This is a genomic window from Marivirga lumbricoides (assembly GCF_014636295.1).
GTDB classification, from domain to species: domain Bacteria; phylum Bacteroidota; class Bacteroidia; order Cytophagales; family Cyclobacteriaceae; genus Marivirga; species Marivirga lumbricoides.
The window spans coordinates 335,126-354,717 of record NZ_BMEC01000005.1 but is presented as its reverse complement, the minus strand read 5'-3'; the positions used below and the strand labels follow the sequence as shown (position 1 = coordinate 354,717).

Genomic DNA, 19,592 nt, shown 5'->3' with positions numbered 1-19,592 from the left:
TTTCTTATGCTGAATAAATAGTGTTTTAAAAATGTATAAGCTGATAGTTTGCTAAAGAAAAATGGTAGCATTATAGACTTGGTAGCACTACAAAAGCCAGCAAGTATCATCATCCCGGAAATTCTTGGAGAACAGCGGAAAAAATGATCAGGAATCTTTTCAATGAAGTTTCATTACCAGAATTTTTAAAGTAAAGTAATAGAAAAGATTGCCGCTCTGCGCTCACAATAACCATTTGATTTTAGATGATAACCTCAGTTCGATTAATAAAATGGCTGCCCTGCCAAAGCAGGAATGCTCTGACGAACTTTAAAACAAATTAAGAATCAAACTCAGGCTTTTTAGGTTCAAAATATTTTTTCGCCTAAGAAAATATTTTTTCGCCTAAGAAATTAATACAAAGTCATTTTTTTCTTACTGAATTAAAAAAAAATTTTCACTACATTATTTTAATGAACGGTAATATATATACTGTTCATTTTGGTTTTTTACAAAACATGAAATACGAAAACATATATTCTACCAAATTTTCTACTTCGGTAAGAAGAATAAATTAGCCGAAAAAATCAGACAAAAATTGGTTTTACTCTATTGAATAAAGTTTTTTTAATATATTTGAAGAAATTTAATAACTATTTTAATAATTTAAATTCTTTAACTATTTAAAAATGAAGAGACTAATACCATTTTTATTCATTCTGGGAGTTGTTTTCTCTTGCTCTGAGGAGTTCGACATTTCAACACCCAACATCCAGGAGGAGCAAAAGACTGCTTCTATCATTTTGAATAATATCCCAGCAGACTTTAAAGGGGATTCAGTTTACATTTTCACGCTTGATAACGAAAATGAATTTTACTCTGCTACTCAGGCTACTGCTACTGAAGATGCAGTTATTAAAACAGCAGTTCCTGCAGGTAATTCAAGCTTCTCTATTATCGCTTATATTCCTACAGTAAAAGACTGGACTATTGAAGATGCTTTTGCAGCAGGTTGGTACAGCTCTATTTCAGGAGCCACTAACAAAACTGGTAGATATATCACAAATGAGTGGGATCAGGCTAGCAACTACAATAATTCAAACCAAGGTGGTGCCGCTGATGTGTTGACCGTTGATTTATATGTTGATGGTGATGCTACTCTGTCCAATAATGAGTTTGAGCAAGGATATATCTTAGAACTTGAAGCAGATATCACTAATAACCTTCTTTCTCCATTATCATCTGTCTCTTTTGCTGTTGATGGAACAGTAATCGAGGAATTAGTGGAAGAGCCTTATGAAATTAACTTTAACACTGTAGACTTAGAGCCTGGCTTGCACGTAATTAGCGTTACTGTAGCTAATGCTGACAGTGATGAAGCTACAGATGAAATGGAAATTGTAATTACAGTAGCTCAAAACGAAGCTCCAACTGTTAACATCTCTGGAATCATTAACGGTGCAACTTACGAAAGACAATCTGTAAGAACTATTGCTTCAGGTGTATCTGATGAAAATGGTTTAGACGATATTGACAGAGTGGAATTCATTATCAATGGTACTTTAGTAGCTACTGTTACCGAGGCTCCATTCTCTTATATATGGGATACTTATGAGAACGCTGTAGGCGCAGTAACTATTGAAGTAACAGCTTATGATAAAGCGGGTGCTAAAAGAAGTGATTTTGTAAATGTTACCTTAATTGCTCCGGAAAACTATGCTCCCAGAGTAAATATTACAAGCCCTAGCAATGGTGGTAATATTACAATTGGCAATTTGATTACTATTAGCACTACTACAAGCGATGATGAAGGTGATGCTATCTCTTCTGTAGAATTCTTCTTTGATAATTTATCTATAGGCGAAGATTTTGAAGCACCTTTTACACTTGAGGATTTCAATACTGCTGGTTATGCTGCAGGTGAATATAAAATCATTGCAAAAGTGAACGGTACTGGTGGGAGCTCTTACAACGAAATAACAGTAACATTATCAGAATAATAACCTTAATATTTAAGATACAATGAAATTCAATAAATTTTATAAAGCCTTTCTTTTAGCATTATTAATCAGCACAAGCTCATTTGCTCAGTTATTAGAAAGAGAGAATGTACAGAGGAAAATAGTAACTGGTACAAGACCTGTTGCTGGTAATTTTGGTTATGTAATTGGCCCAAGTTTCGTAGAATTAGGTGAAATGGCAGATCAAGACATTGATGTAAGAGGATTTCCGCTTATGGGTTTAAAATACTATTTTACTGATAACATCGAATTCAGATTATCAACACAGATTTATGGAAAAAGTCAGAAAATTCAGGGTAATTTGGTAGATCAGCTTGGTGAAGAAGATAACATTGAAAAAGAAATGTTCTATCGTTTTATGCCAAGTGCACACTATCACTTCAGCAGTACTAATTTTTTAGATACTTATGTGGGTGTAGGACTTATTGTAGGTACTGAAATTGATGAAGTACAAACTACAAACCGCACTAACTTAACTGGTGATTTTGTTGCTGAGAGCTACAGACAGCAAACTACTGACCTAGGTTTCAATTTGCACTTTGGTATTCAGGCATTTGTGGCTGACTTACCTCTTTCAATCGGAGCAGAAGCTTCAATCAGAAGCTTAAAGCGTTACAATTTACAGTATGAAGCAGCTACTCAAACATCTGTTGGCGGAGTTGTAAACGAGCAAAATTTCTTTACCAGAAATGCTACATCTACTGCTAATTATGAGGCTTTAGATTATTCTGAATTTGAAATGGGTGCAGATGTTCGTATTTTATTAACTTACTATTTCAGAAAATAAGCTTACTATGAAAAAACTAATTTGGATAATAACAATTCTCATAGTACCGATTATTTTTACTTCATGCGGCAATTTCTACACGTATAACCAGAAGAGAAGCATTTCACTTACTCCTGATTTTGTGAGATTGAACGTAGATATTAATGATATCGAATATCTTGGAAAAACTGAGATCTCTGTATCATCAAGACAATACATCGGTTTTATTAAGGTGATAGATTCTATTAATAACATCCCTTACAACTATCAAAATGTAAGAGTTACAGAATTAAGTGGCCCTGCTGACATCAACCTTAAAAATGAGATGAAAAAAGCAGCTTATAAAGTTGTTGATGAGTTTCCGGAAGCTACTTACTATGTAGTCACAAATGATTACAAGCAGATTAACAGGATGTTTCTGGGAAAGAAAGAAGTGCGCAGAATGGAAATTCAGGCATTTAAATATAAAGTAGAAATGAATTAATTTCTCTAGAATAAAGTTTAATCTTCTAATGCCGGTTGTACCTTTGCAGCCGGCATTCATTATTTTAAATAGTCCTTATGCATAGCATCATTAACCCGTCAAAGTTATTCTTATTGGTGATTCTTCTCACCAGCTTCTCACTTTTTTCCTGTGAGGACTCCTCTGAGGTGGAATCTCCTATTCTGATTTTCCTCACTCCTGAAGCCACTCAAATTGAAGCGAATTCAGGTGATAAAGTATTCATTACAGTTAAAGCTAGTACCAATTCAGGTAGCATTTTAACCCTCAATATTGCGTCTATTGATGATCAATATGGTATCAGAAATGTTCTTGATTCTACATTTAACAACTCAAGTATCAATTACAGACTAGAATATAATGTGCCTGCTTATGAGGATTCCACACAATCTTTATTAGTATTTACCTTAACAAATCAGAACAATCAGGTCAGTGAAATAGCCAAAAGAATTCTTGTTAACAGGGGCGAAACTTTTGTAAGGGAAGCTTCAGGCATTAATATCTACTCCACATCTTCCTCAAGACCAAATGCTTTTTCATTAACACAGCTTAAACCCGGCTTTTCCACAGACAGCACCACTTTTGAGTCTGATATTGTAGATAATACTCTGGAAGAAAATGAAACGCTTTCAAGAGAATGGGTAAGCAATACAGGAATTAGTTTTGTGAAATTTGATGGTTTTAATTATTCCAGCGCCAACTCGCAATCCATTAGAAATGCCTTTGAAAATGGAGTTCAGCTCTCTAAAATCTCCAATATCCGTGATAGCGACATCTACCTGATTGGTAGAAACGGCAATGCATTAGGCGCCATTCAGATAATAGCAGTTACTGACCCTGAAGGTGTACAGGAAGATAAGTACACTTTTAGTGTGAAGGTAATTACTGATTAGTAAAGATCAGCTGCACACTTTAGCAAAGTTAAAGTCTCATTTTAAGCATGAATATTGAGCTTAAAATGAGACTTTTTTTATTTTAGCTACTGAAATCCTGAAATTTTCTGAGAGATAATTTAACCTATGCACAAAATCATTATCTTAGGCTAAAAAATAGTGCTATGCCAATTACAAGTTTCAACCTTCAACCTCATCACCTTAAGCATGAGATACTTAGCTTAAAACCTCTCAAAAAGGAAGACTTCGAAGCCTTGTTTGAGGTAGCCTCAGATCCGGAAATATGGACTCAGCACCCCAATAAAACACGGTATCAGAGAGATCAATTTGAAAATTATTTCAAAGGAGCAATTGAGTCAGGTGGCGCTTTTCTGATACTCAATAGCAAGTCGCAAATTATTGGTTGCTCCAGATATTATAACTATGACCCGGACTCTAACTCCATCTTTATAGGATACACCTTTTTAGGAAAAAACTATTGGGGCCAGGGTTATAACCGCGCTTTTAAAACGCTTATGCTCGATTATATTCTCGAATACGTGGATAAAGTTAACTTTCACGTTGGCACTACTAATTATCGATCTCAGCAGGCAATGAAAAAGTTGGGAGCTGTTAAAACAGGTGAAATTGAAGTTCCTTACTACAGTGAACCTATAAGTAAAAACTTCATTTACGAGATAAGTAAGGAAAGCTGGAAGAAAACCAACGCAAATTAATTCAGCTTGCGTTGATATTACTTTTTCTTATTGGTTTTACTCTGTATTTCCTCACTCCATTCCTTCCCTACTGCGAAAGGTATTCTGAGTAATTCCAGGTATCAAGGCTGGTTTGTAAAGTCTGACTTTTCTTTGCTACGTAAGTCTCATCTTCCGGGCAGTTATTAATTTTAAACCCGCAGCTTCTTAGCATGGAAATAATACCCTGGTGGTTAGGAGCCCACCAATTAGTCGGATCTCCCGCCAACTTATTCTCAATAAAGGCTAATTTAGGATAAGCCTTTTCATGCATGGCTTCTCTTTTATTAAATTCTATGTCATCAGGTAAATCCATCTCCTCCACACCAGGCATAGAAAGCGTTTGAAATACGAGTGTTTTTTTACCTTTTGGGAGATGATATCCAACGCCAGCATCGGATATCTCAAATGATAAAATACACCCACAAACCACACCATATCAAATTTCTCTTCCGTATTGGCTAAATCATACACCTGCATCTTTCTATAGGTAATCTTATCATTCAGCCCAAACTGATCTGCCACCCATTCTGCCTGCTTTAGGCAGTGGTCATCCAGATCAATTCCCACTACTTCGGCCCCTCTTTTTGCTAATTCAACAGAATAAAAGCCGGCATTGCAACCAATATCCAAAACTTTCCAGCCGGTGAGGTCTTCCGGAATAGACTTTTGGATTTTTTGCCACTTAAAATCAGGAAAATCACCAATAAAATGATCTGGAGCGGTCTGCTGCCCACCGGGTAGATGGATGTTATGAAACCAAGGCGCCAGTTCTTGTATCTCCCTTTCTACGCTCATATCATTGCTTTATACACCATATTACTATCCACTCTCATTACTCTTTGCTCAAATGCCTCATTCACATAATACATCAATTCCTTAGCCCTCTCTTTTGAAGTATGGCTTTTTAGCACCTTTTGTCGGGCACGTTCTCCAATTTTCCGAGCTTCCTCATCTGTAATTCCGGACAAATACCTTTGTACATCTGCAGAACCACCTGCAATTAAAATTTCTGTGCCCTCTTCAAAAAGCGAATCCAGTCCTTCCCAATAATCTGAAATAATAGGCACTCCACATGCAGCTGCTTCAAACAATCTTACACTGGGGGAAAAGCCAGCTTTAATCATGTCTCTTCGCGTAACGTTCAATGTGAATTTCTGCTGATTGTAAAAAGCTCTATGGCCTGATTGAGGTAAATGGTCAATTCTTCCCACATTATGCGGCCAGTTTACTTCTTCAGGATAGTTAGGGCCTGCCACCATAAACTTGCAGTGGTTCAGGTCTATGGCAGTTTCGTTTAAAAGCTTATCCAAAGTAGGTTGCCTGTCAACACTATAGGTGCCAAGGTAGCCCAGTTGCCATTTTTTGTCCAGGTCCTCAGGGTAGTAGTTTTCAGGGTCGACAGAACAGTAAAGTGCTCTTGCGGCAGGAGAGCTATAATATCCTTCAAGGTATTTCAGGATAGGTCCTCCTGAAAAAGACAGGTAAAGATCGTAAGAAGCAATTAGATCAGGGGTTATGTATTCGTAGTCTTCTTTTTCCAGCTTAGCCAAAGTAACAGGAGTATCAATATCATAAAAAGCACGGATTCCGCCCGCAGTTTGTAATACCCACTTACCTATTTCCACACCTTCTTTCACATACGAGCCAACTATTACAACATCTGCATTGGCTACATCCTCTTCATAATCAGCCATTAATAAACTATTAGACTGGTAAAGACCAAGTTTGCAGAAATCCGGATCCGGAAGATCCCTGTGTGCTGCATAATAAGGTGTGTCGCGCTCCAGAAAGAGCACCTCATGACCCATTCTGGATAATTCTTTAAGCAATGCCCTGTAAGTAGTGGCATGGCCATTTCCCCAAGAGGAAGTTACCGATAATCCTATTACAACAAATTTCATGATTTTTACAGTTTAGTTTAAAAGATTGTTCTTTATGCTTCCAAAGGATTAATTAATAAAGGAATAGTTAATTCATGAGCTATTCCTAATTGCTCTACTATTGCTTCCAGCTCCTCTACTCTGTGTCGGCAAGTGTGTTTATTAAGAATAGTCTTCCTTCCATTTTCCGCCAATTGGCCGGATAAAGATTTATTCTGTAGAATTTTTTGAAGCTGTTCCTTTACTTTTTCTCCATTATTGGCTACCAGGTAATCCTGGCCGGGCGTGAAAAGATGTTCCTTATCCTGCCACTGCGTTGAAATAAGAGGAATACCACAAGCTAAAGCCTCAAATGGCCGGATAGTAGGTATCCCCGGAAGAATTTTTACATAATTTCTTCTGGGCACATGCACAGTGACATGGTACCTGGCAAAAACTTCCGGCACCTTGTAATTAGGGAGATGGCCTCCATATTCAATATTTGCATCTCGCATTGCATTTAATGCAATTTGAGGATATCTTACGCCATAAAATTTGGCTTTCAAACCAAGCTCTTTAATTGGCTTCACCAATAACTCCATGAGCTCATCAGTGCGTTCATTATCGCCCCAGTTGCCTATCCATACCAAGTCTCCTTCTTTTTGAACATCAGGAAGGGGCTTAAAGAGTTCTGCATCTGAAGCTTCATGCCATGTCCAAACTTCACTCATCCATCCTTTGTCAAGGTAAATATTCCTAAGCACTTCTCCGAAAACCAGGGCACCATCATAATTACTAAAATTGTACTTTTCCATACTATCAGAGTCTGATACAACCCGGTGATGTGTATCATGAAAAAGTAGTTTATAGCCGTACTCTTTCTTTTTCTCCCCAATAGCTTCCACAAGTTCATGAGGATTCCATTCATGCACAATTACTAAATCGGCACCTGAGAGCATGGCTGAAAAATCCGGCTTTTCAGGAGCATAAAAATTAGTTTCCAGTGTAGGATAATATGATTGAAATTCAGATGCTTTTTCAGGTCCGTGATCATTCATAAGATTCTCCAAACTCCAGCCCTTTTCAGGTTCATAAACCTTTACCTCATGCCCTTTCCTTATTAATTCGCTGCATACCCCACGAAGAAAATGAGCATTTCCGTGGTTCCAGTCGGAAGCAAGTGAATGGTAAAAAAGTACTATTTTCATATTGCTTTCATTTAAAGTTGACTATGCTACTACCAGTAATTTTTTATAGAGCCTCATGTAATTGTAAGCCATTGATTCAGCCGTAAATTCACTTGCTCTTTTATATGCTCGTTTGGCCATTTCATGGCGTAACTCATCATTATTGGCCAGTTCGTTTAGTAAATCCTTTGCTTGTTCCTCTTTAAAAGGATCGAAATACAATGCTGCGTCTCCCCAGATTTCTTTCAGTGTATCTAAATTTGAAAGTACCAATACACAGGAAGATTGTGCGGCTTCCAAAATAGCTAAACCAAAAGGCTCATACTTTGCAGGCATAATGAATATTGCGGATTGATCCATCCATTGTTGTAAAACATCAGGTGAAAGTAAATCCAGAAAATTAATAGTATCCAATCCAGTACTCCCCGTCCTAAAAGTTTTAGAATTATTTCCTGCTACCCATATTGGCCACTCTACTTCTCTTGCAATAGAGGAAAGCAATTGGATGTTTTTTGCTTCATCCCAAACGCGTCCGGCACTGAGAATGATAGGTTCTTTTTGCTGCTCGCCAAATGGTCTGTTAATATTTCTGCCATTATAGATCACTTCAGAGTTAGGAAGCTTACCATAAATAGCCTCTGCTTCTTTTAAGATACTTTTAGTAGGTGCTACTACTATATCAGAGGTAATTAAAGCCTCTTTCACAGTTTGGCTATGCTCATTCCATTCGGAAGAAGCGTGCGATCCCTTTACTGCTCTCCAACAGGTTTGTTCACAGGAATGATAAACTGTAATTACAGGACACTTCCAGCTGCCAGGGCTTTGGTTATAATTGTTGAAATGAATAATATCAGGATCTACCTCAAGGCAAATGGAAGCTATCCATTTTTTTGCCAAGCCCATGTCTGATGAAGCCCCCTGCGTCCATTCCAGCTTGTAATTGCTTTGATACACATGTGTATTAGAAAGTTTATTTACATCAATGGATTGCTTTTCATTGAGCAAAGCACCCATAGTCACTAAATGTACCTCCACATTATAGCTCATTAATGCTTTGCACAAATCCAGTGCATAGGTCCAAACACCTCCTACGGTGTCAGCAGTCATTACTATTTTAAGTTTGTCTTCCATACACTCTGTCTATTATTTCTGCTAGCTGCAGGTATTCATTGGCACTGCCGGGATCAAAACCCTGTCCATCTAATACTTTTTGAGCCCATTCTAAACCTGCCCTTCCACTCCACTCATCAGTAGCTCCGGCTATTTGCTCAGTCTGCGTTCCATTATATTTTTCTGCTTTGAAATCAGAGAAAGATCCATCAATATTTTTAAAAGCTACTCTACCTTCCGAGCCATAGAATGTAGCTTCCATTACAGCATCCCTGCCTTCAGAAACATGCCAGGAACAATCCAGATCAATTGCTGTGTTTTTGGCGGTAATCATGGATACTTTGGCCAAATCTTCTACTTCTTCAGCACCTGGCACTAACTTTTTACCCTTACTGTAAAGGTGACTTCGCACTTGTTCTACATAGGGGAATCCAAGGCAATTCAAGGCCATGTCGATCATATGTACCCCCAGGTCCATTACGCATCCACCGCCTGACTGCCTGATATCGTAAAACCAATCTTTATCCGGCCCATAAGCATTATGAAACACTAAATTGACAGCATACACCTCTCCTATTTCTCCTCTTTGGATAGTATTAAACACCGCCTGAAAAGCTTCCGTAAACCTGTAAGAAAGATCTACTGCCAGATACTTATCAACCTGCTTAGAAGCATTGATCACCTGACGCACCTCTTTAGCTGTGCATCCTAAAGGTTTCTGACAAAAGACAGCTTTCCCTGCCAACAAAGCATTGATAGATTGAGAAGCATGTAAAGCACTTGGTGTTGCTATCACCACCCCATTTACTTCAGGATGCTCATAAAAATCTACCGAGTTTTGAAGAAGCTGAGCTTTAGGTGCCAGTTTCAACGCTTCATCTGCATTTTGCTGAAAAGGCTCAAAAATAACAGAGGCTTCTGAATGACCATCTTCCAATAAAACCTTCATTCTGTTTCGGCCAATCCAACCGATTCCCATGAAACCCAGCGAAAGCTTTTTATTTACTACCCTATTTCGTGTTGAGATCAAGTTATTCATCCGTTTATTATAAGTGCTTTAATGAAACCATCAGGCCGATCTGCGTGCTTGTAAAATGCGTGCTTCGCCTCCCGTTATAAGTACTTTCTTGTTCATTATTAATTGGTTAGCTTAAAAAATCAGAAAGTTTGGCCTACAGGCCTGGTGACAATTTTATTTATTGAAGCTTCTCCTTTTTTGGAAATTGTATACAATACATCATCTGCTATATCTTCGCTTGAAAGGCTACTCATGCCAATCTCTTCTATAGGATTTTTACTATGGCCTGATATCTGGTTATTAAAAAAATCGGTTTCTGTAATTCCTGCTGCAATAATGCTCACATTAATATGAGGGGAAGTCTCCAGCCTCAATGTTTCAGCAACATTTTCCAATGCTGCTTTTGATGCACTATAAATCCCTCCATAGGTATAAGAATTACCTTCAGAAACAGAAGAAATAAAAATCACCTTTCCGGATTCCCTTTCTACCATCTTTGGTACAAAGCGCCTTATTAACCTTAGCGCTCCCATCACATTGAGGTTAAAGATGTAGAACCATTTTTCAGGATCTCCCTCAGTAAGCTTTTCATGAATCCCTCTCCCTGCATTTAAAATCAAAATATCCGGAACACCTACATTTTCCAGTACCCATTGGTAAAATGAATCTACTTCATCTCCTAAGGTCACATTGCAAAGTCTAAAGTGTATATTTTCATGTGTATGATCTGGAAAAGCTATGTCAGCTATTATTACAGTAATACCTTCTTCTGCCAGTTTTATTGAGATAGCTTTGCCGATGCCACTGCTGCCTCCGGTTACAATTGCAATAGAAGAAACTTGTTGCCCGACCATACTTTTACTATTTAATTGATGAATTTTATTACTTTATCCTCCACAAATGTAAGTTCACCGCAAATTCATACCCTTACATCATTTTTATTGAATGTTGTATAGTTGTGTATCTTCTATAGCTGCCTCTATAGGTTTTAACTCAATCTAACTATCTAAAAACGTGCTGTTTGTTAATCCTCATAAAATTGATTTGAGAAATCGGTTTGGGAAAAAGAGAGGATTCAATGCTATTTTGGAGAAAATTAAAAGCCTTCCTCTTGTTAAAAAGGAAGGCCTTAGGAATGATTTTGGAGCACAAAATTATTCGGATGTAAAAATAATTTGCCTGATTAGTTATTGATCCTGTTGTAAACCAGTTTAGCTACCCGATTAATTACTAATATAAAAAATGTGGTTGTAACTGCCAGCACATACTGATCTAAGGCTACGGCAATTCCTATACCGGCAGAAAAAAGAACAGTAGCTGCTGTAGTTAAATAATAAACTTTATCTTCCTCTTTACCTTTAAGAATAGTGCCCGCACCTATAAAGCTAATCCCTACTATAATGGCTTCGATAATTCTGGTAGGATCAGCCTGAATAGTTCCCATAGCTTCACCTTCTCCATAACTATCTACAATTATTTTACCTAAGGATAATAATAATGCAGCTGAACTTCCCACTATCATATTAGTTCTAAAGCCGGCTGGTTTATTCTTGAACTCTCTTTCAAGTCCGATTAAGCCAGTGAGGACAGCAGCAATTGCTACGTTCATAAGAATATACAGCTGATTACTTAATTCAAAATCTGTCATATAAAAAAATAGATTTATGTTAAAAAATTGTACCGAAGAGTTTACGGAGAAAAATAGAGCTTGTTAGGATGATGACAGCTTTTTAATATACAGGTGGATAGAAAGAGGATTCATACAGTAAAAGGTGAACTAATCGCAAACAATGAGATAGCGCGGGCGTAGGTATAAATAAATCAAAACTATTTTTTAACCTTAAAATCTAATTGTCATGTCAGTTGTAAAAGTTATTGAAATCATGCAGCCTCACGTAAAAGTTTTGATGATGCAGTCCAGGTAGCACTTAAAGAAGCTTCCAACTCTGTAAGTAATATCCAGTCAATTTACACAAAGAAAATGCATGCTAATGTGGAAAAGAATGAAATAGATTCCTTCAGAGTAGATAAGTAAAATAAGTAAATACAAAAATTGACGTACTTGAACCAGTACCTCGATTTTCACTCACCTCAAAAAATTAAAAAAAATGGAAAGAGAAGTAAAAAAATCAAGTGAATTAACACAGGCCTTTAAAAAACTGACTTATGGTTTTTACATCATGAGTTCAAAATATGAAGAGAAAATTGCAGCAGGAACAGTAAGCTGGGTAAGTCAGGTTTCATTTGAGCCTCCCCTTATTATGGCTGCAGTGAAAAAAGATATTGATTTAGCTAAAACAGTTAATAAAAGTGGCGTTTTTGCTATTAACATAATAGGAAAAGCAGAGCTTAAACTGATTCCCGAATTTTCTAAAGACACTCTAGTAGAAAACGGTAAACTTAATGGAGAAGCATTTGAAGAAGGAGAAACTAAATCACCATTATTAACCAGGTTACCGGCATTTTTGGAAGCTAAAGTAGTAGAAACAGTAGATAAAGGAGATCATACCATTTTTATTGGTGAAGTGGTAAATGCAGGTGTAAGAAACACTGATGCTGAACCTTTAATGGAGTGGGAAACCGATTATCATTATGGAGGTTGATAGCATCTCTTAATTCATTTAATATCTAAGTTAGAAGCTTATTCATTTAAGCTTCTAACTTAATATGCAAACAACAATTAGGCTACTCAAGGAAAATGAAATTGAACTCAAAAACTAGATATACTGACCTTAATAGGAAAACTAAGTATAAAACCTCAAAAAAAAAGATATTTTACTAAATATTGAGGCTTCAATTACACTTTAAGATATTTTAAACAAAATTTTATTCTTTATCTTTTTGCCTGATCAAAAAGATACAAAAAATCAAGACAAAAAGATGCTCCTACGCTACAATTCAACGCGCTCCCCGCCTTTTTGTCGACCAGCCCGCTCGGTTTTAGCAAGACTTGTCCCAACGATCGGGATATTATTTGGTTATCCAACAGTGCAGTATTTATCATGAGAACCCTAGATATATTGACCTTAATAGGAAAACTAAGTATAAAACCTCAAAAAAGAGAAGTTTTACTAAATACTGAGGTTTCAATTACACTTTAAGGTATTTTAAACAAAATTTTATTCTTTACCTTTTGCTACTATATAACAAGACTTGATTTCCTTTAATGGAAAACTATTCTATCTCGTAAAACACCCCTTTAGTCCCCTCTAGGGGACAGCCACACGGCTTTAGATCAGCAGAAAACCAAAAGCATCAACACTATTTTTCTATCGTAAGAAAAGTTTTGTTATCTCAATTGAGGTTCAGTTCAAAGGACTGCGATGACTGCAGTATTTATCATGAGCACCCCAATTAATTTTAGATCCACATTCCCATTTTACATCTACCAAATAGACTTTCCACAAACTTACCAAGGCAGGTATCCTTTTACTTTAATTAAGATTGTAGCTTTTTAAGTGAGGTAATATCAGTCGCAAGTTTTAATATCCTGCTTGGTGCCCCGTTAGCATCTCTTATAATGGAATAACTCCCTTGAAGAAATCGGACCCCTCCGTCCTTAGCCACTCGTTCAAACTCTCCATTGTGCATTTTACCATTCCCCAGGTCTTCCCAAAACTGCTTGTATTCTTTAGATTTAGCTAACTCTTCTGAAACAAAAATGCGGTGATGTTTACCTTCAACTTCGCTTAGCTGATAGCCCATTAATTTCAGGAAATTTTTATTGGCATTTAAAATGGTGCCATTCAGTCCAAATTCAATAGAGGCTATCCCACTTTCGTCAACAGCCACTAAACGACTTTCCATTTCACTTGTCCTGCGCTCCATCTCTTCCTGTATCGTAGTAAGTTCTTCCAGGTTTTGACGTAGTTCTTCATCCTGAGCGCTCATCTCCTCTGCCTGCTCTTGTAATTCAAGTTGAAATTTCTTTATTGAAGTAATATCATTGGCAAGTTTTAAAATCCTGCTAGGCTGGCCGTTGGCATCTCTTATAACGGAATAACTCCCCTGAAGAAATCGAATCTCCCCATCCTTAGCTAATCGTTCAAACTCTCCATTATGCATTTTCCCTTTGCCTAAGTCTTTCCAAAACTCCTTATATTCCTTTGATTTGGCCAATTCCTTTGAAACAAAAATACGGTGATGTTCGCCTTCTATTTCCTGGGCCTGGTATCCCATTAATTGAAGAAAATTGTCATTAGCCTTTATAATCGTTCCATCCAATTCAAATTCAATGGATGATATACCACTTTGATTCACTGCTAGCATTCTGCTTTCAATCTCACTGGTTCTTCGTTCTATTTCTTCCTGTGTGGCAGTCAATTCCTCAAGATTTTGACGTAGCTCTTCTTCCTGTGCGCTCATCTGCTCAGCTTGTTCCTGTAGATCAAGTTGAAAATTCTTAATGGAAGTGATGTCAGTAGCAAGTTTTAATATCCTACTCTGATTTCCGCTCCCATCCCTTATAATGGAATAACTTCCTTGAATATATCTTATTTCTCCGTTTTTGGTTACTCTTTCAAATTCTCCGCTATGCATTTTCCCATTAGCAAGATCTCTCCAGAATTGCCTGTAATCTTCTGATTCAGCAGTTTCTTTAGATACAAACATTTTATGATGTTTGCCTTCAACCTCAGGCAGATCATAGCCCATTAAATTCAGGAAATTATCATTAGCCTTTATAATAGTACCATCCAATTCAAATTCAATAGAAGATATGCCACTTTCATCTACAGCAATCATCCTGCTCTCTATTTCGCGTGTTCTGCGTTGTATTTCTTCCTGGGTTGTAGTGAGTTCTTCAAGGTTCTGACGTAGCTCCTCATCCTGTGCGCTCATCTGCTCAGCTTGCTCCTGAAGTTCCATTTGAAAGTTTTTAATAGCAGTTATATCTGTGGCAAGCTTTAGAACTCTGGAGGGGTTTCCATTTTTATCTTTAATGATGGAGTAACTCCCTTGCAGATACCTGGTTTCTCCATGTTTCGTTACTCTCTCAAACTCACCACTATGGGTTTTACCCATAGCCAAATCCTTCCAAAATTGTTTGTAATCTTCAGAGTTAGCTATTTCCAGAGGCACAAAAATCCGATGGTGTTTGCCTTCCAGGTCATGAGATTGATAGCCCATAAGCTGTCTGAAATTTTCATTGGTGTTTAATATTGTACCATCCAACTCAAATTCAATAGAAGCTATTCCACTTTCATCTACAGCTACCATACGGCTTTCAATTTCGCTGGTTCTTCGCAGCATCTCTTCCTGAGTGGTTTCCAGCTCCTCCATATTTTGCTGGAGTTCCTCCTGTTGAGACTTCATTTCTTCTGCTTGCTGTTGAGTCTCTTCCAACAATAACTTTGTTTTAGTGTTTATCTTTACACTATTAATAGTTGAAGCGATTGTTTCTCCTAATTGCAAGAGAAAATCAATTTCATACTCTTTAAATCCATGGAAGGAAGCAATTTCTATGGCACCATGAACTTCATCTTCCAATTTTAAAGGCACTATTAGAAGATGTCGGGGAGTGGCTTCTCCCAAACCAGATGTTATTTTAAAGTAATTTTGGGGTATTTCAGTAAAATACATATACTCTTTTTCCCGCACTATCTGCCCAACCAGTCCTTCTCCAATTTCAATTCTTTTAGTTAAAAATTTCTCTCTGGAATAGGCATAACACGCCAGTAGTTCAAGGTGTACTTCATCTCTTTGATCATCATTGATAATGTAGAGCCCTCCCTGGTTGGCTTTTAAGCTATGGATTAAGTGCTTCAGAATTTCACTTGAAAGAGTCTTAATATCATCATTGGTACTTCGTAAGATTTCCATGAAATTGGAGCGTGTTTCAGCCACCCAATGACGTTCTTCCTCCTTTCTAGAAACCTCTAGCATTTGCTTACGCAGGTTTACAAGAGAATTCAACAGCTCCCCTTCCATCTCCATTTCTACTTGCGAAGAATTATTAGAATCATAATGGCCTTTTTCTATTTCATTTATGAAAGTAGTAGCTTTTAATACTTGAGATTGAAGTGACTGAATAAACTCATTTAATTCATGAAGCTTTTTCTTTTTAATTACTTTATATGGAATCATAGAATTATGTGACGTTAAACCTTTTTAAAAATTATTCAATTTTAGATAAAAAAATATAACTATTATATAATTGAATATGTTTGAAAAATCAAATATTAAAAACAAGTGTAATATTTATATTGAAAGAAAAACTATTCTGTTTAATAGTTAATGTGTATTAAAACTGCGCAGCCTATATTAAGCTCCCTTAATTTATCAAATAGAATCGAATTATGATGAATTATTAGGTTCTGACGATGAATAATTCTAATTAATAGATAAATAGAGAAACATTATAATTTTTTTTCTCTCCAGATCAAAATCATTTCTACTTAAAATGTGCAATTATAAATAATCAATATTTCATTACATAGGTAGTAATTTTCTTATTTAAGCTAATTAATATTTGTCCTGAGAGTACTCCCAAACAATTTTGGTAGTGAAGTCATTGATAATTACTTTTCTTGTTTTGTTTTATCTTTCTTTTCATCTTCATCCAACTCATCAATAATTGTCTTTTTCCAAAGCGGTAATTTTCTGGCGTGTGCTTCTTTGCCCAGCAAATGAGAAGAAACAGGTGTGGTAAGCAACAATAAAAATATTATTGTAAACGCTTTCAATACCACGGGCAGGGTATTAAAATAGATACTAACACTTAACATGATTAGGCCTATTTTAAAAGTAACAGCTTTAGTTACTGCTGACATTCTGGTATAAATATCTGGCAATCGGAACAATCCTATGGAGGCAGTAAAAATCAGGAATACTCCCATAAATACGAATATCAATATTAGAATTTCAGCGATCATGTTTTGTTCTTCTATTAGTGTAATAAGCAAAAGCCATAATAACAAAAAATCCAATTAGAGCTAATACCAAAGCAACATCCATTAACATGGCATTATCAGTAATCATAGCATATATGCCAATGATGCCAATCATATTGGCAGTCATTAAATCGAAAGTTACTACCCTGTCCATAAATGAGGGCCCCTTTATAAAGCGAATCATTACCACAAAAAAGGCCACTATTAAGGCAATTAATGCAATCCATAAAAGTGTATCAAAGTAACTCATGATAATATTGTCATTATTCGTTTTTCAAAACCATCCTTCACCTTTCTTCTTTCCTGATCTAATTGGCCACCCTTAACATTAATGCAATGGTAATAAAGGAAGTTTTTGTCATCACTTATTTTTAAAGTTAAAGTACCGGGAGTAAGTGTAATTAAGTTTGAGAGTAATACAATACCCCTTTCCGATTTTAAGCTAAGAGGAAGCTTAATAATTGCAGGTCTGAATTTTAGACCAGGTGTAATGATATAATAAATTATCCGGAAATTAGAAACGGCCAGTTCTTTCAGAAAATAAAAAAAGAGACCAAATGCAGAAAAAAGCTTCTTAAAGTAAGACCGACTGTATACGTAGCTTGAAAGCCAAAGTAATAGAAAAAAAGAGAGTATTACTGCAAACTGCAAAATCCCTGAAGCATCAATCTTCACATATTCTTTTACTGCTAAAGTTAAAACCAATGTGATTCCTATATGAGTTAAAAATATTTTCACAATCTGTTAAATTTAATATGCATCTCTATTTATAGCTCTAACTTATTTTCCTAATACTTTCTGAATGTAAAGGCTTGGGTTCATCAGCTGCTCTGCTGCCAGAGATGCATATTTCATCAGAGGCATGGAGTAAAAACCTATTCCTATAATCATTACAGTTATTGTAATCACTGGCACGGTCATTCGCCAATTTCTTTGAATAAATATTGATTCCAACAACTCATTTTCATTCTCTTTTTTTTCTTTCTCCCAAAAAGCATACACCCAAATTTTTGTCATAGAAAATAATGTAAGCAATCCGGTAACTATTCCTATAGCAATTACCCAATACTCCTTGGCCTCGAAACCAGCTTTAATCAACAGGAATTTAGGCCAAAATCCTGAAAAAGGTGGGATTCCGGCTAAAGAAAGGGCTGCAATAAAAAATAGTAATGAAACAAACGGATAGCTTTTATACAATCCGCCAATATTCTTTAGAACTGAAGTTCCTTTTATCTTTTCTACCAGGCCCGTAATCATAAAAAGATTAGTTTTCACCAGGATATGCTGTACCATATAAAAGATAGCTCCGGCCAAAGCAAGCGGAGTAAATAATGCCAGACCCAAAATCATGTATCCAATCTGACTGATGATATGAAAGGAAAGAACTTTGCGCATACTGTTTCTTGATAAAGCTCCCAGTACCCCGCTGAACATGGTAAAGGCCGCGGCTATTAATAAAATAGTATGAGTATAGGCTATATCCTGCACAAAAATGAGGGTAAAAAAACGAATGAGCGCGTAAACACCTACCTTGGTTAGCAGTCCGGAAAAGAAGGCTGTAACAGAAATATCCGGAGTGGGATAAGAAGCAGGCAACCAAAAATACATAGGAAACAAAGCTGCTTTAATTCCAAATGGAAGTAAAAAGAAGATAGCTGCTACAGTTATTAAAGGATTATCAGGATTCTCCCTGCAAAAAACGGCTACGTTCGCCATGTTTAAACTTCCGCTGATACCGTAAATTATTCCCACTCCCACTAAAAGAAATGCTGAAGCAATAAAACTTAAGAGCATGTATTTAACTGTGCCTATCAGCTGTTCTTTACCGTTGCCTAAGGCTAAAAGAATAAATGAGGCAATGAGTAAAATCTCGAACCATACATAAAGGTTAAAAATATCTCCTGCCGTAAATGCTCCATTTACACCCATAATCAAAAAGTGGAAAAACACGAAAAACCCAAACTGTTTCTTCTCTTTCTTTATATTTTGTAAAGCATAAATATTTACCATTAAGCCAACGAAGGCTGTAACCAATACCATGATGGCAGAGAATATATCCATTACCATGGTTATGCCAAAGGGAGCTTCCCACCCTCCTATCTGGGTTACCATTATGCCATTTTCCTTGACTGACTCAAGTAGAAAAAAAGCTGTTATCAGCAATAAACAGGCTCCTGCAATAGAGATAAAATGCTGTGCCTTTTTACTTCTGTTAAAGAACAGACAAATGGTGGCTGTTAAAAAGGGTAATATTAAGGGAAGTAGAATGGAGGCCTCTGTTAATTGCATACTATTACTTTTTAAGGTCATCTACCTGATGAATTTTGGGAACATCATACAATTTCTTAAAAAGCAGTAGGGCAAATGCCTGAATGCCGAAACCTATTACTAAAGCTGTTAAAATTAGTGCCTGCGGCACAGGATCTGCAAATGATTCGGGTACACTTCCATCTTCTTTTATAAAAGGACCCGCTTGTCTCACAATTCTACCAGCAACAAAAATAAAGAGTGCAGTGGCATTTCCTATAATCACTATACCTATTACAAGCTTCACAAAATCTCTGTGCAGAAGGAGGTAAATACCTGCTGCAAATAATAACCCTACAAATATTGATAAAAAAAACTCCATC

General features: G+C 36.5%; 20 protein-coding genes and 1 pseudogene. 7 read left to right on the top strand and 14 right to left on the bottom strand.

Annotated elements, in window-relative coordinates; translation table 11 throughout:
- Positions 1-668: 668 nt before the first annotated feature.
- The 5 genes from IEV85_RS10025 (at position 669) to IEV85_RS10005 (ending at position 4,877) form a co-directional block, all read left to right on the top strand.
- Positions 669-1,979: an Ig-like domain-containing protein gene (locus IEV85_RS10025; RefSeq protein WP_188462855.1), complete on the top strand. Its 1,311-nt coding sequence runs from the start codon at positions 669-671 to the stop codon at positions 1,977-1,979.
- Between the two features lie 22 nt (positions 1,980-2,001).
- Positions 2,002-2,787: a hypothetical protein gene (locus tag IEV85_RS10020; RefSeq protein ID WP_188462853.1), complete on the top strand. Its 786-nt coding sequence runs from the start codon at positions 2,002-2,004 to the stop codon at positions 2,785-2,787.
- A gap of 7 nt (positions 2,788-2,794) precedes the next feature.
- Complete coding sequence (locus IEV85_RS10015) at positions 2,795-3,250, top strand: hypothetical protein (RefSeq protein ID WP_188462851.1); 456 nt, start codon at positions 2,795-2,797, stop codon at positions 3,248-3,250.
- A gap of 77 nt (positions 3,251-3,327) precedes the next feature.
- Positions 3,328-4,161: a hypothetical protein gene (locus IEV85_RS10010; protein WP_188462849.1), complete on the top strand. Its 834-nt coding sequence runs from the start codon at positions 3,328-3,330 to the stop codon at positions 4,159-4,161.
- Between the two features lie 164 nt (positions 4,162-4,325).
- Positions 4,326-4,877, top strand: a complete 552-nt coding sequence (locus tag IEV85_RS10005) for a GNAT family N-acetyltransferase (protein WP_188462847.1) — start codon at positions 4,326-4,328, stop codon at positions 4,875-4,877.
- A gap of 67 nt (positions 4,878-4,944) precedes the next feature.
- Here IEV85_RS10005 and IEV85_RS24850 read toward each other — a convergent pair whose 3' ends face one another.
- The 8 genes from IEV85_RS24850 to IEV85_RS09970 form a co-directional block, all read right to left on the bottom strand.
- Positions 4,945-5,229: a hypothetical protein gene (locus tag IEV85_RS24850; RefSeq protein WP_229712555.1), complete on the bottom strand. Its 285-nt coding sequence runs from the start codon at positions 5,227-5,229 to the stop codon at positions 4,945-4,947.
- Entirely contained in the window at positions 5,190-5,693 is a 504-nt protein-coding gene (locus IEV85_RS10000; protein WP_229712554.1) for a DUF1698 domain-containing protein, read from the bottom strand. Before IEV85_RS10000 ends, IEV85_RS24850 begins: the two co-directional genes overlap by 40 nt.
- The gene (locus IEV85_RS09995; protein WP_188462845.1) at positions 5,690-6,799 is read right to left on the bottom strand and encodes a CgeB family protein; all 1,110 of its coding nucleotides are present in this window, start codon (positions 6,797-6,799) and stop codon (positions 5,690-5,692) included. Before IEV85_RS09995 ends, IEV85_RS10000 begins: the two co-directional genes overlap by 4 nt.
- Positions 6,800-6,831: 32 nt before the next feature.
- Positions 6,832-7,965, bottom strand: a complete 1,134-nt coding sequence (locus IEV85_RS09990; RefSeq protein ID WP_188462842.1) for a CgeB family protein — start codon at positions 7,963-7,965, stop codon at positions 6,832-6,834.
- A gap of 21 nt (positions 7,966-7,986) precedes the next feature.
- Entirely contained in the window at positions 7,987-9,075 is a 1,089-nt protein-coding gene (locus IEV85_RS09985; RefSeq protein ID WP_188462840.1) for a glycosyltransferase family 4 protein, read from the bottom strand.
- Positions 9,059-10,093, bottom strand: coding sequence for a Gfo/Idh/MocA family protein (locus IEV85_RS09980; RefSeq protein WP_188462838.1), 1,035 nt, complete (start codon positions 10,091-10,093; stop codon positions 9,059-9,061). Before IEV85_RS09980 ends, IEV85_RS09985 begins: the two co-directional genes overlap by 17 nt.
- A gap of 119 nt (positions 10,094-10,212) precedes the next feature.
- Positions 10,213-10,926, bottom strand: coding sequence for an SDR family oxidoreductase (locus IEV85_RS09975; RefSeq protein WP_188462836.1), 714 nt, complete (start codon positions 10,924-10,926; stop codon positions 10,213-10,215).
- A 329-nt stretch (positions 10,927-11,255) separates the two neighbouring features.
- A complete protein-coding gene (locus tag IEV85_RS09970) occupies positions 11,256-11,720 on the bottom strand; it encodes an MgtC/SapB family protein (protein WP_188462834.1) in 465 nt (154 codons plus the stop codon).
- Positions 11,721-12,017: 297 nt separating this feature from the next.
- Between IEV85_RS09970 and IEV85_RS24845 the strand changes: the two are divergent.
- Both IEV85_RS24845 and IEV85_RS09960 read left to right on the top strand, forming a co-directional pair.
- Positions 12,018-12,107 (top strand): annotated as a pseudogene (locus tag IEV85_RS24845) (hypothetical protein); the annotation flags it as partial.
- Positions 12,108-12,180: 73 nt separating this feature from the next.
- The gene (locus tag IEV85_RS09960; protein WP_229712553.1) at positions 12,181-12,675 is read left to right on the top strand and encodes a flavin reductase family protein; all 495 of its coding nucleotides are present in this window, start codon (positions 12,181-12,183) and stop codon (positions 12,673-12,675) included.
- An 835-nt stretch (positions 12,676-13,510) separates the two neighbouring features.
- Here the strand turns inward: IEV85_RS09960 and IEV85_RS09955 are convergent.
- From IEV85_RS09955 to IEV85_RS09930, 6 genes are all read right to left on the bottom strand, one after another.
- Positions 13,511-16,156, bottom strand: coding sequence for a PAS domain S-box protein (locus IEV85_RS09955; RefSeq protein WP_188462832.1), 2,646 nt, complete (start codon positions 16,154-16,156; stop codon positions 13,511-13,513).
- Positions 16,157-16,590: 434 nt separating this feature from the next.
- Positions 16,591-16,944, bottom strand: a complete 354-nt coding sequence (mnhG, locus tag IEV85_RS09950; RefSeq protein ID WP_188462830.1) for a monovalent cation/H(+) antiporter subunit G — start codon at positions 16,942-16,944, stop codon at positions 16,591-16,593.
- Positions 16,934-17,212, bottom strand: coding sequence for an MrpF/PhaF family protein (locus tag IEV85_RS09945; protein WP_188462828.1), 279 nt, complete (start codon positions 17,210-17,212; stop codon positions 16,934-16,936). Before IEV85_RS09945 ends, mnhG begins: the two co-directional genes overlap by 11 nt.
- Positions 17,209-17,700, bottom strand: coding sequence for a Na+/H+ antiporter subunit E (locus IEV85_RS09940; RefSeq protein ID WP_188462826.1), 492 nt, complete (start codon positions 17,698-17,700; stop codon positions 17,209-17,211). The genes IEV85_RS09945 and IEV85_RS09940 overlap by 4 nt, the downstream gene beginning before the upstream one ends.
- 42 nt (positions 17,701-17,742) lie before the next feature.
- Positions 17,743-19,251: a Na+/H+ antiporter subunit D gene (locus IEV85_RS09935; RefSeq protein ID WP_188462824.1), complete on the bottom strand. Its 1,509-nt coding sequence runs from the start codon at positions 19,249-19,251 to the stop codon at positions 17,743-17,745.
- A gap of 4 nt (positions 19,252-19,255) precedes the next feature.
- Positions 19,256-19,591, bottom strand: a complete 336-nt coding sequence (locus IEV85_RS09930) for an NADH-quinone oxidoreductase subunit K (protein WP_188462822.1) — start codon at positions 19,589-19,591, stop codon at positions 19,256-19,258.
- Between the last annotated feature and the right edge of the window lies 1 nt (position 19,592).

Excerpts from the sequence above, each read along its gene's own strand:
- IEV85_RS10025 (WP_188462855.1), top strand. The coding sequence starts at position 669 with ATGAAGAGACTAATACCATTTTTATTCATTCTGGGAGTTGTTTTCTCT.
- IEV85_RS10020 (WP_188462853.1), top strand. The coding sequence starts at position 2,002 with ATGAAATTCAATAAATTTTATAAAGCCTTTCTTTTAGCATTATTAATC.
- IEV85_RS10015 (WP_188462851.1), top strand. The coding sequence starts at position 2,795 with ATGAAAAAACTAATTTGGATAATAACAATTCTCATAGTACCGATTATT.
- IEV85_RS10010 (WP_188462849.1), top strand. The coding sequence starts at position 3,328 with ATGCATAGCATCATTAACCCGTCAAAGTTATTCTTATTGGTGATTCTT.
- IEV85_RS10005 (WP_188462847.1), top strand. The coding sequence starts at position 4,326 with ATGCCAATTACAAGTTTCAACCTTCAACCTCATCACCTTAAGCATGAG.
- IEV85_RS24850 (WP_229712555.1), bottom strand. The coding sequence starts at position 5,229 with ATGCCTGGTGTGGAGGAGATGGATTTACCTGATGACATAGAATTTAAT.
- IEV85_RS10000 (WP_229712554.1), bottom strand. The coding sequence starts at position 5,693 with ATGAGCGTAGAAAGGGAGATACAAGAACTGGCGCCTTGGTTTCATAAC.
- IEV85_RS09995 (WP_188462845.1), bottom strand. The coding sequence starts at position 6,799 with ATGAAATTTGTTGTAATAGGATTATCGGTAACTTCCTCTTGGGGAAAT.
- IEV85_RS09990 (WP_188462842.1), bottom strand. The coding sequence starts at position 7,965 with ATGAAAATAGTACTTTTTTACCATTCACTTGCTTCCGACTGGAACCAC.
- IEV85_RS09985 (WP_188462840.1), bottom strand. The coding sequence starts at position 9,075 with ATGGAAGACAAACTTAAAATAGTAATGACTGCTGACACCGTAGGAGGT.
- IEV85_RS09980 (WP_188462838.1), bottom strand. The coding sequence starts at position 10,093 with ATGAATAACTTGATCTCAACACGAAATAGGGTAGTAAATAAAAAGCTT.
- IEV85_RS09975 (WP_188462836.1), bottom strand. The coding sequence starts at position 10,926 with ATGGTCGGGCAACAAGTTTCTTCTATTGCAATTGTAACCGGAGGCAGC.
- IEV85_RS09970 (WP_188462834.1), bottom strand. The coding sequence starts at position 11,720 with ATGACAGATTTTGAATTAAGTAATCAGCTGTATATTCTTATGAACGTA.
- IEV85_RS09960 (WP_229712553.1), top strand. The coding sequence starts at position 12,181 with ATGGAAAGAGAAGTAAAAAAATCAAGTGAATTAACACAGGCCTTTAAA.
- IEV85_RS09955 (WP_188462832.1), bottom strand. The coding sequence starts at position 16,156 with ATGATTCCATATAAAGTAATTAAAAAGAAAAAGCTTCATGAATTAAAT.
- mnhG (WP_188462830.1), bottom strand. The coding sequence starts at position 16,944 with ATGATCGCTGAAATTCTAATATTGATATTCGTATTTATGGGAGTATTC.
- IEV85_RS09945 (WP_188462828.1), bottom strand. The coding sequence starts at position 17,212 with ATGAGTTACTTTGATACACTTTTATGGATTGCATTAATTGCCTTAATA.
- IEV85_RS09935 (WP_188462824.1), bottom strand. The coding sequence starts at position 19,251 with ATGCAATTAACAGAGGCCTCCATTCTACTTCCCTTAATATTACCCTTT.
- IEV85_RS09930 (WP_188462822.1), bottom strand. The coding sequence starts at position 19,591 with ATGGAGTTTTTTTTATCAATATTTGTAGGGTTATTATTTGCAGCAGGT.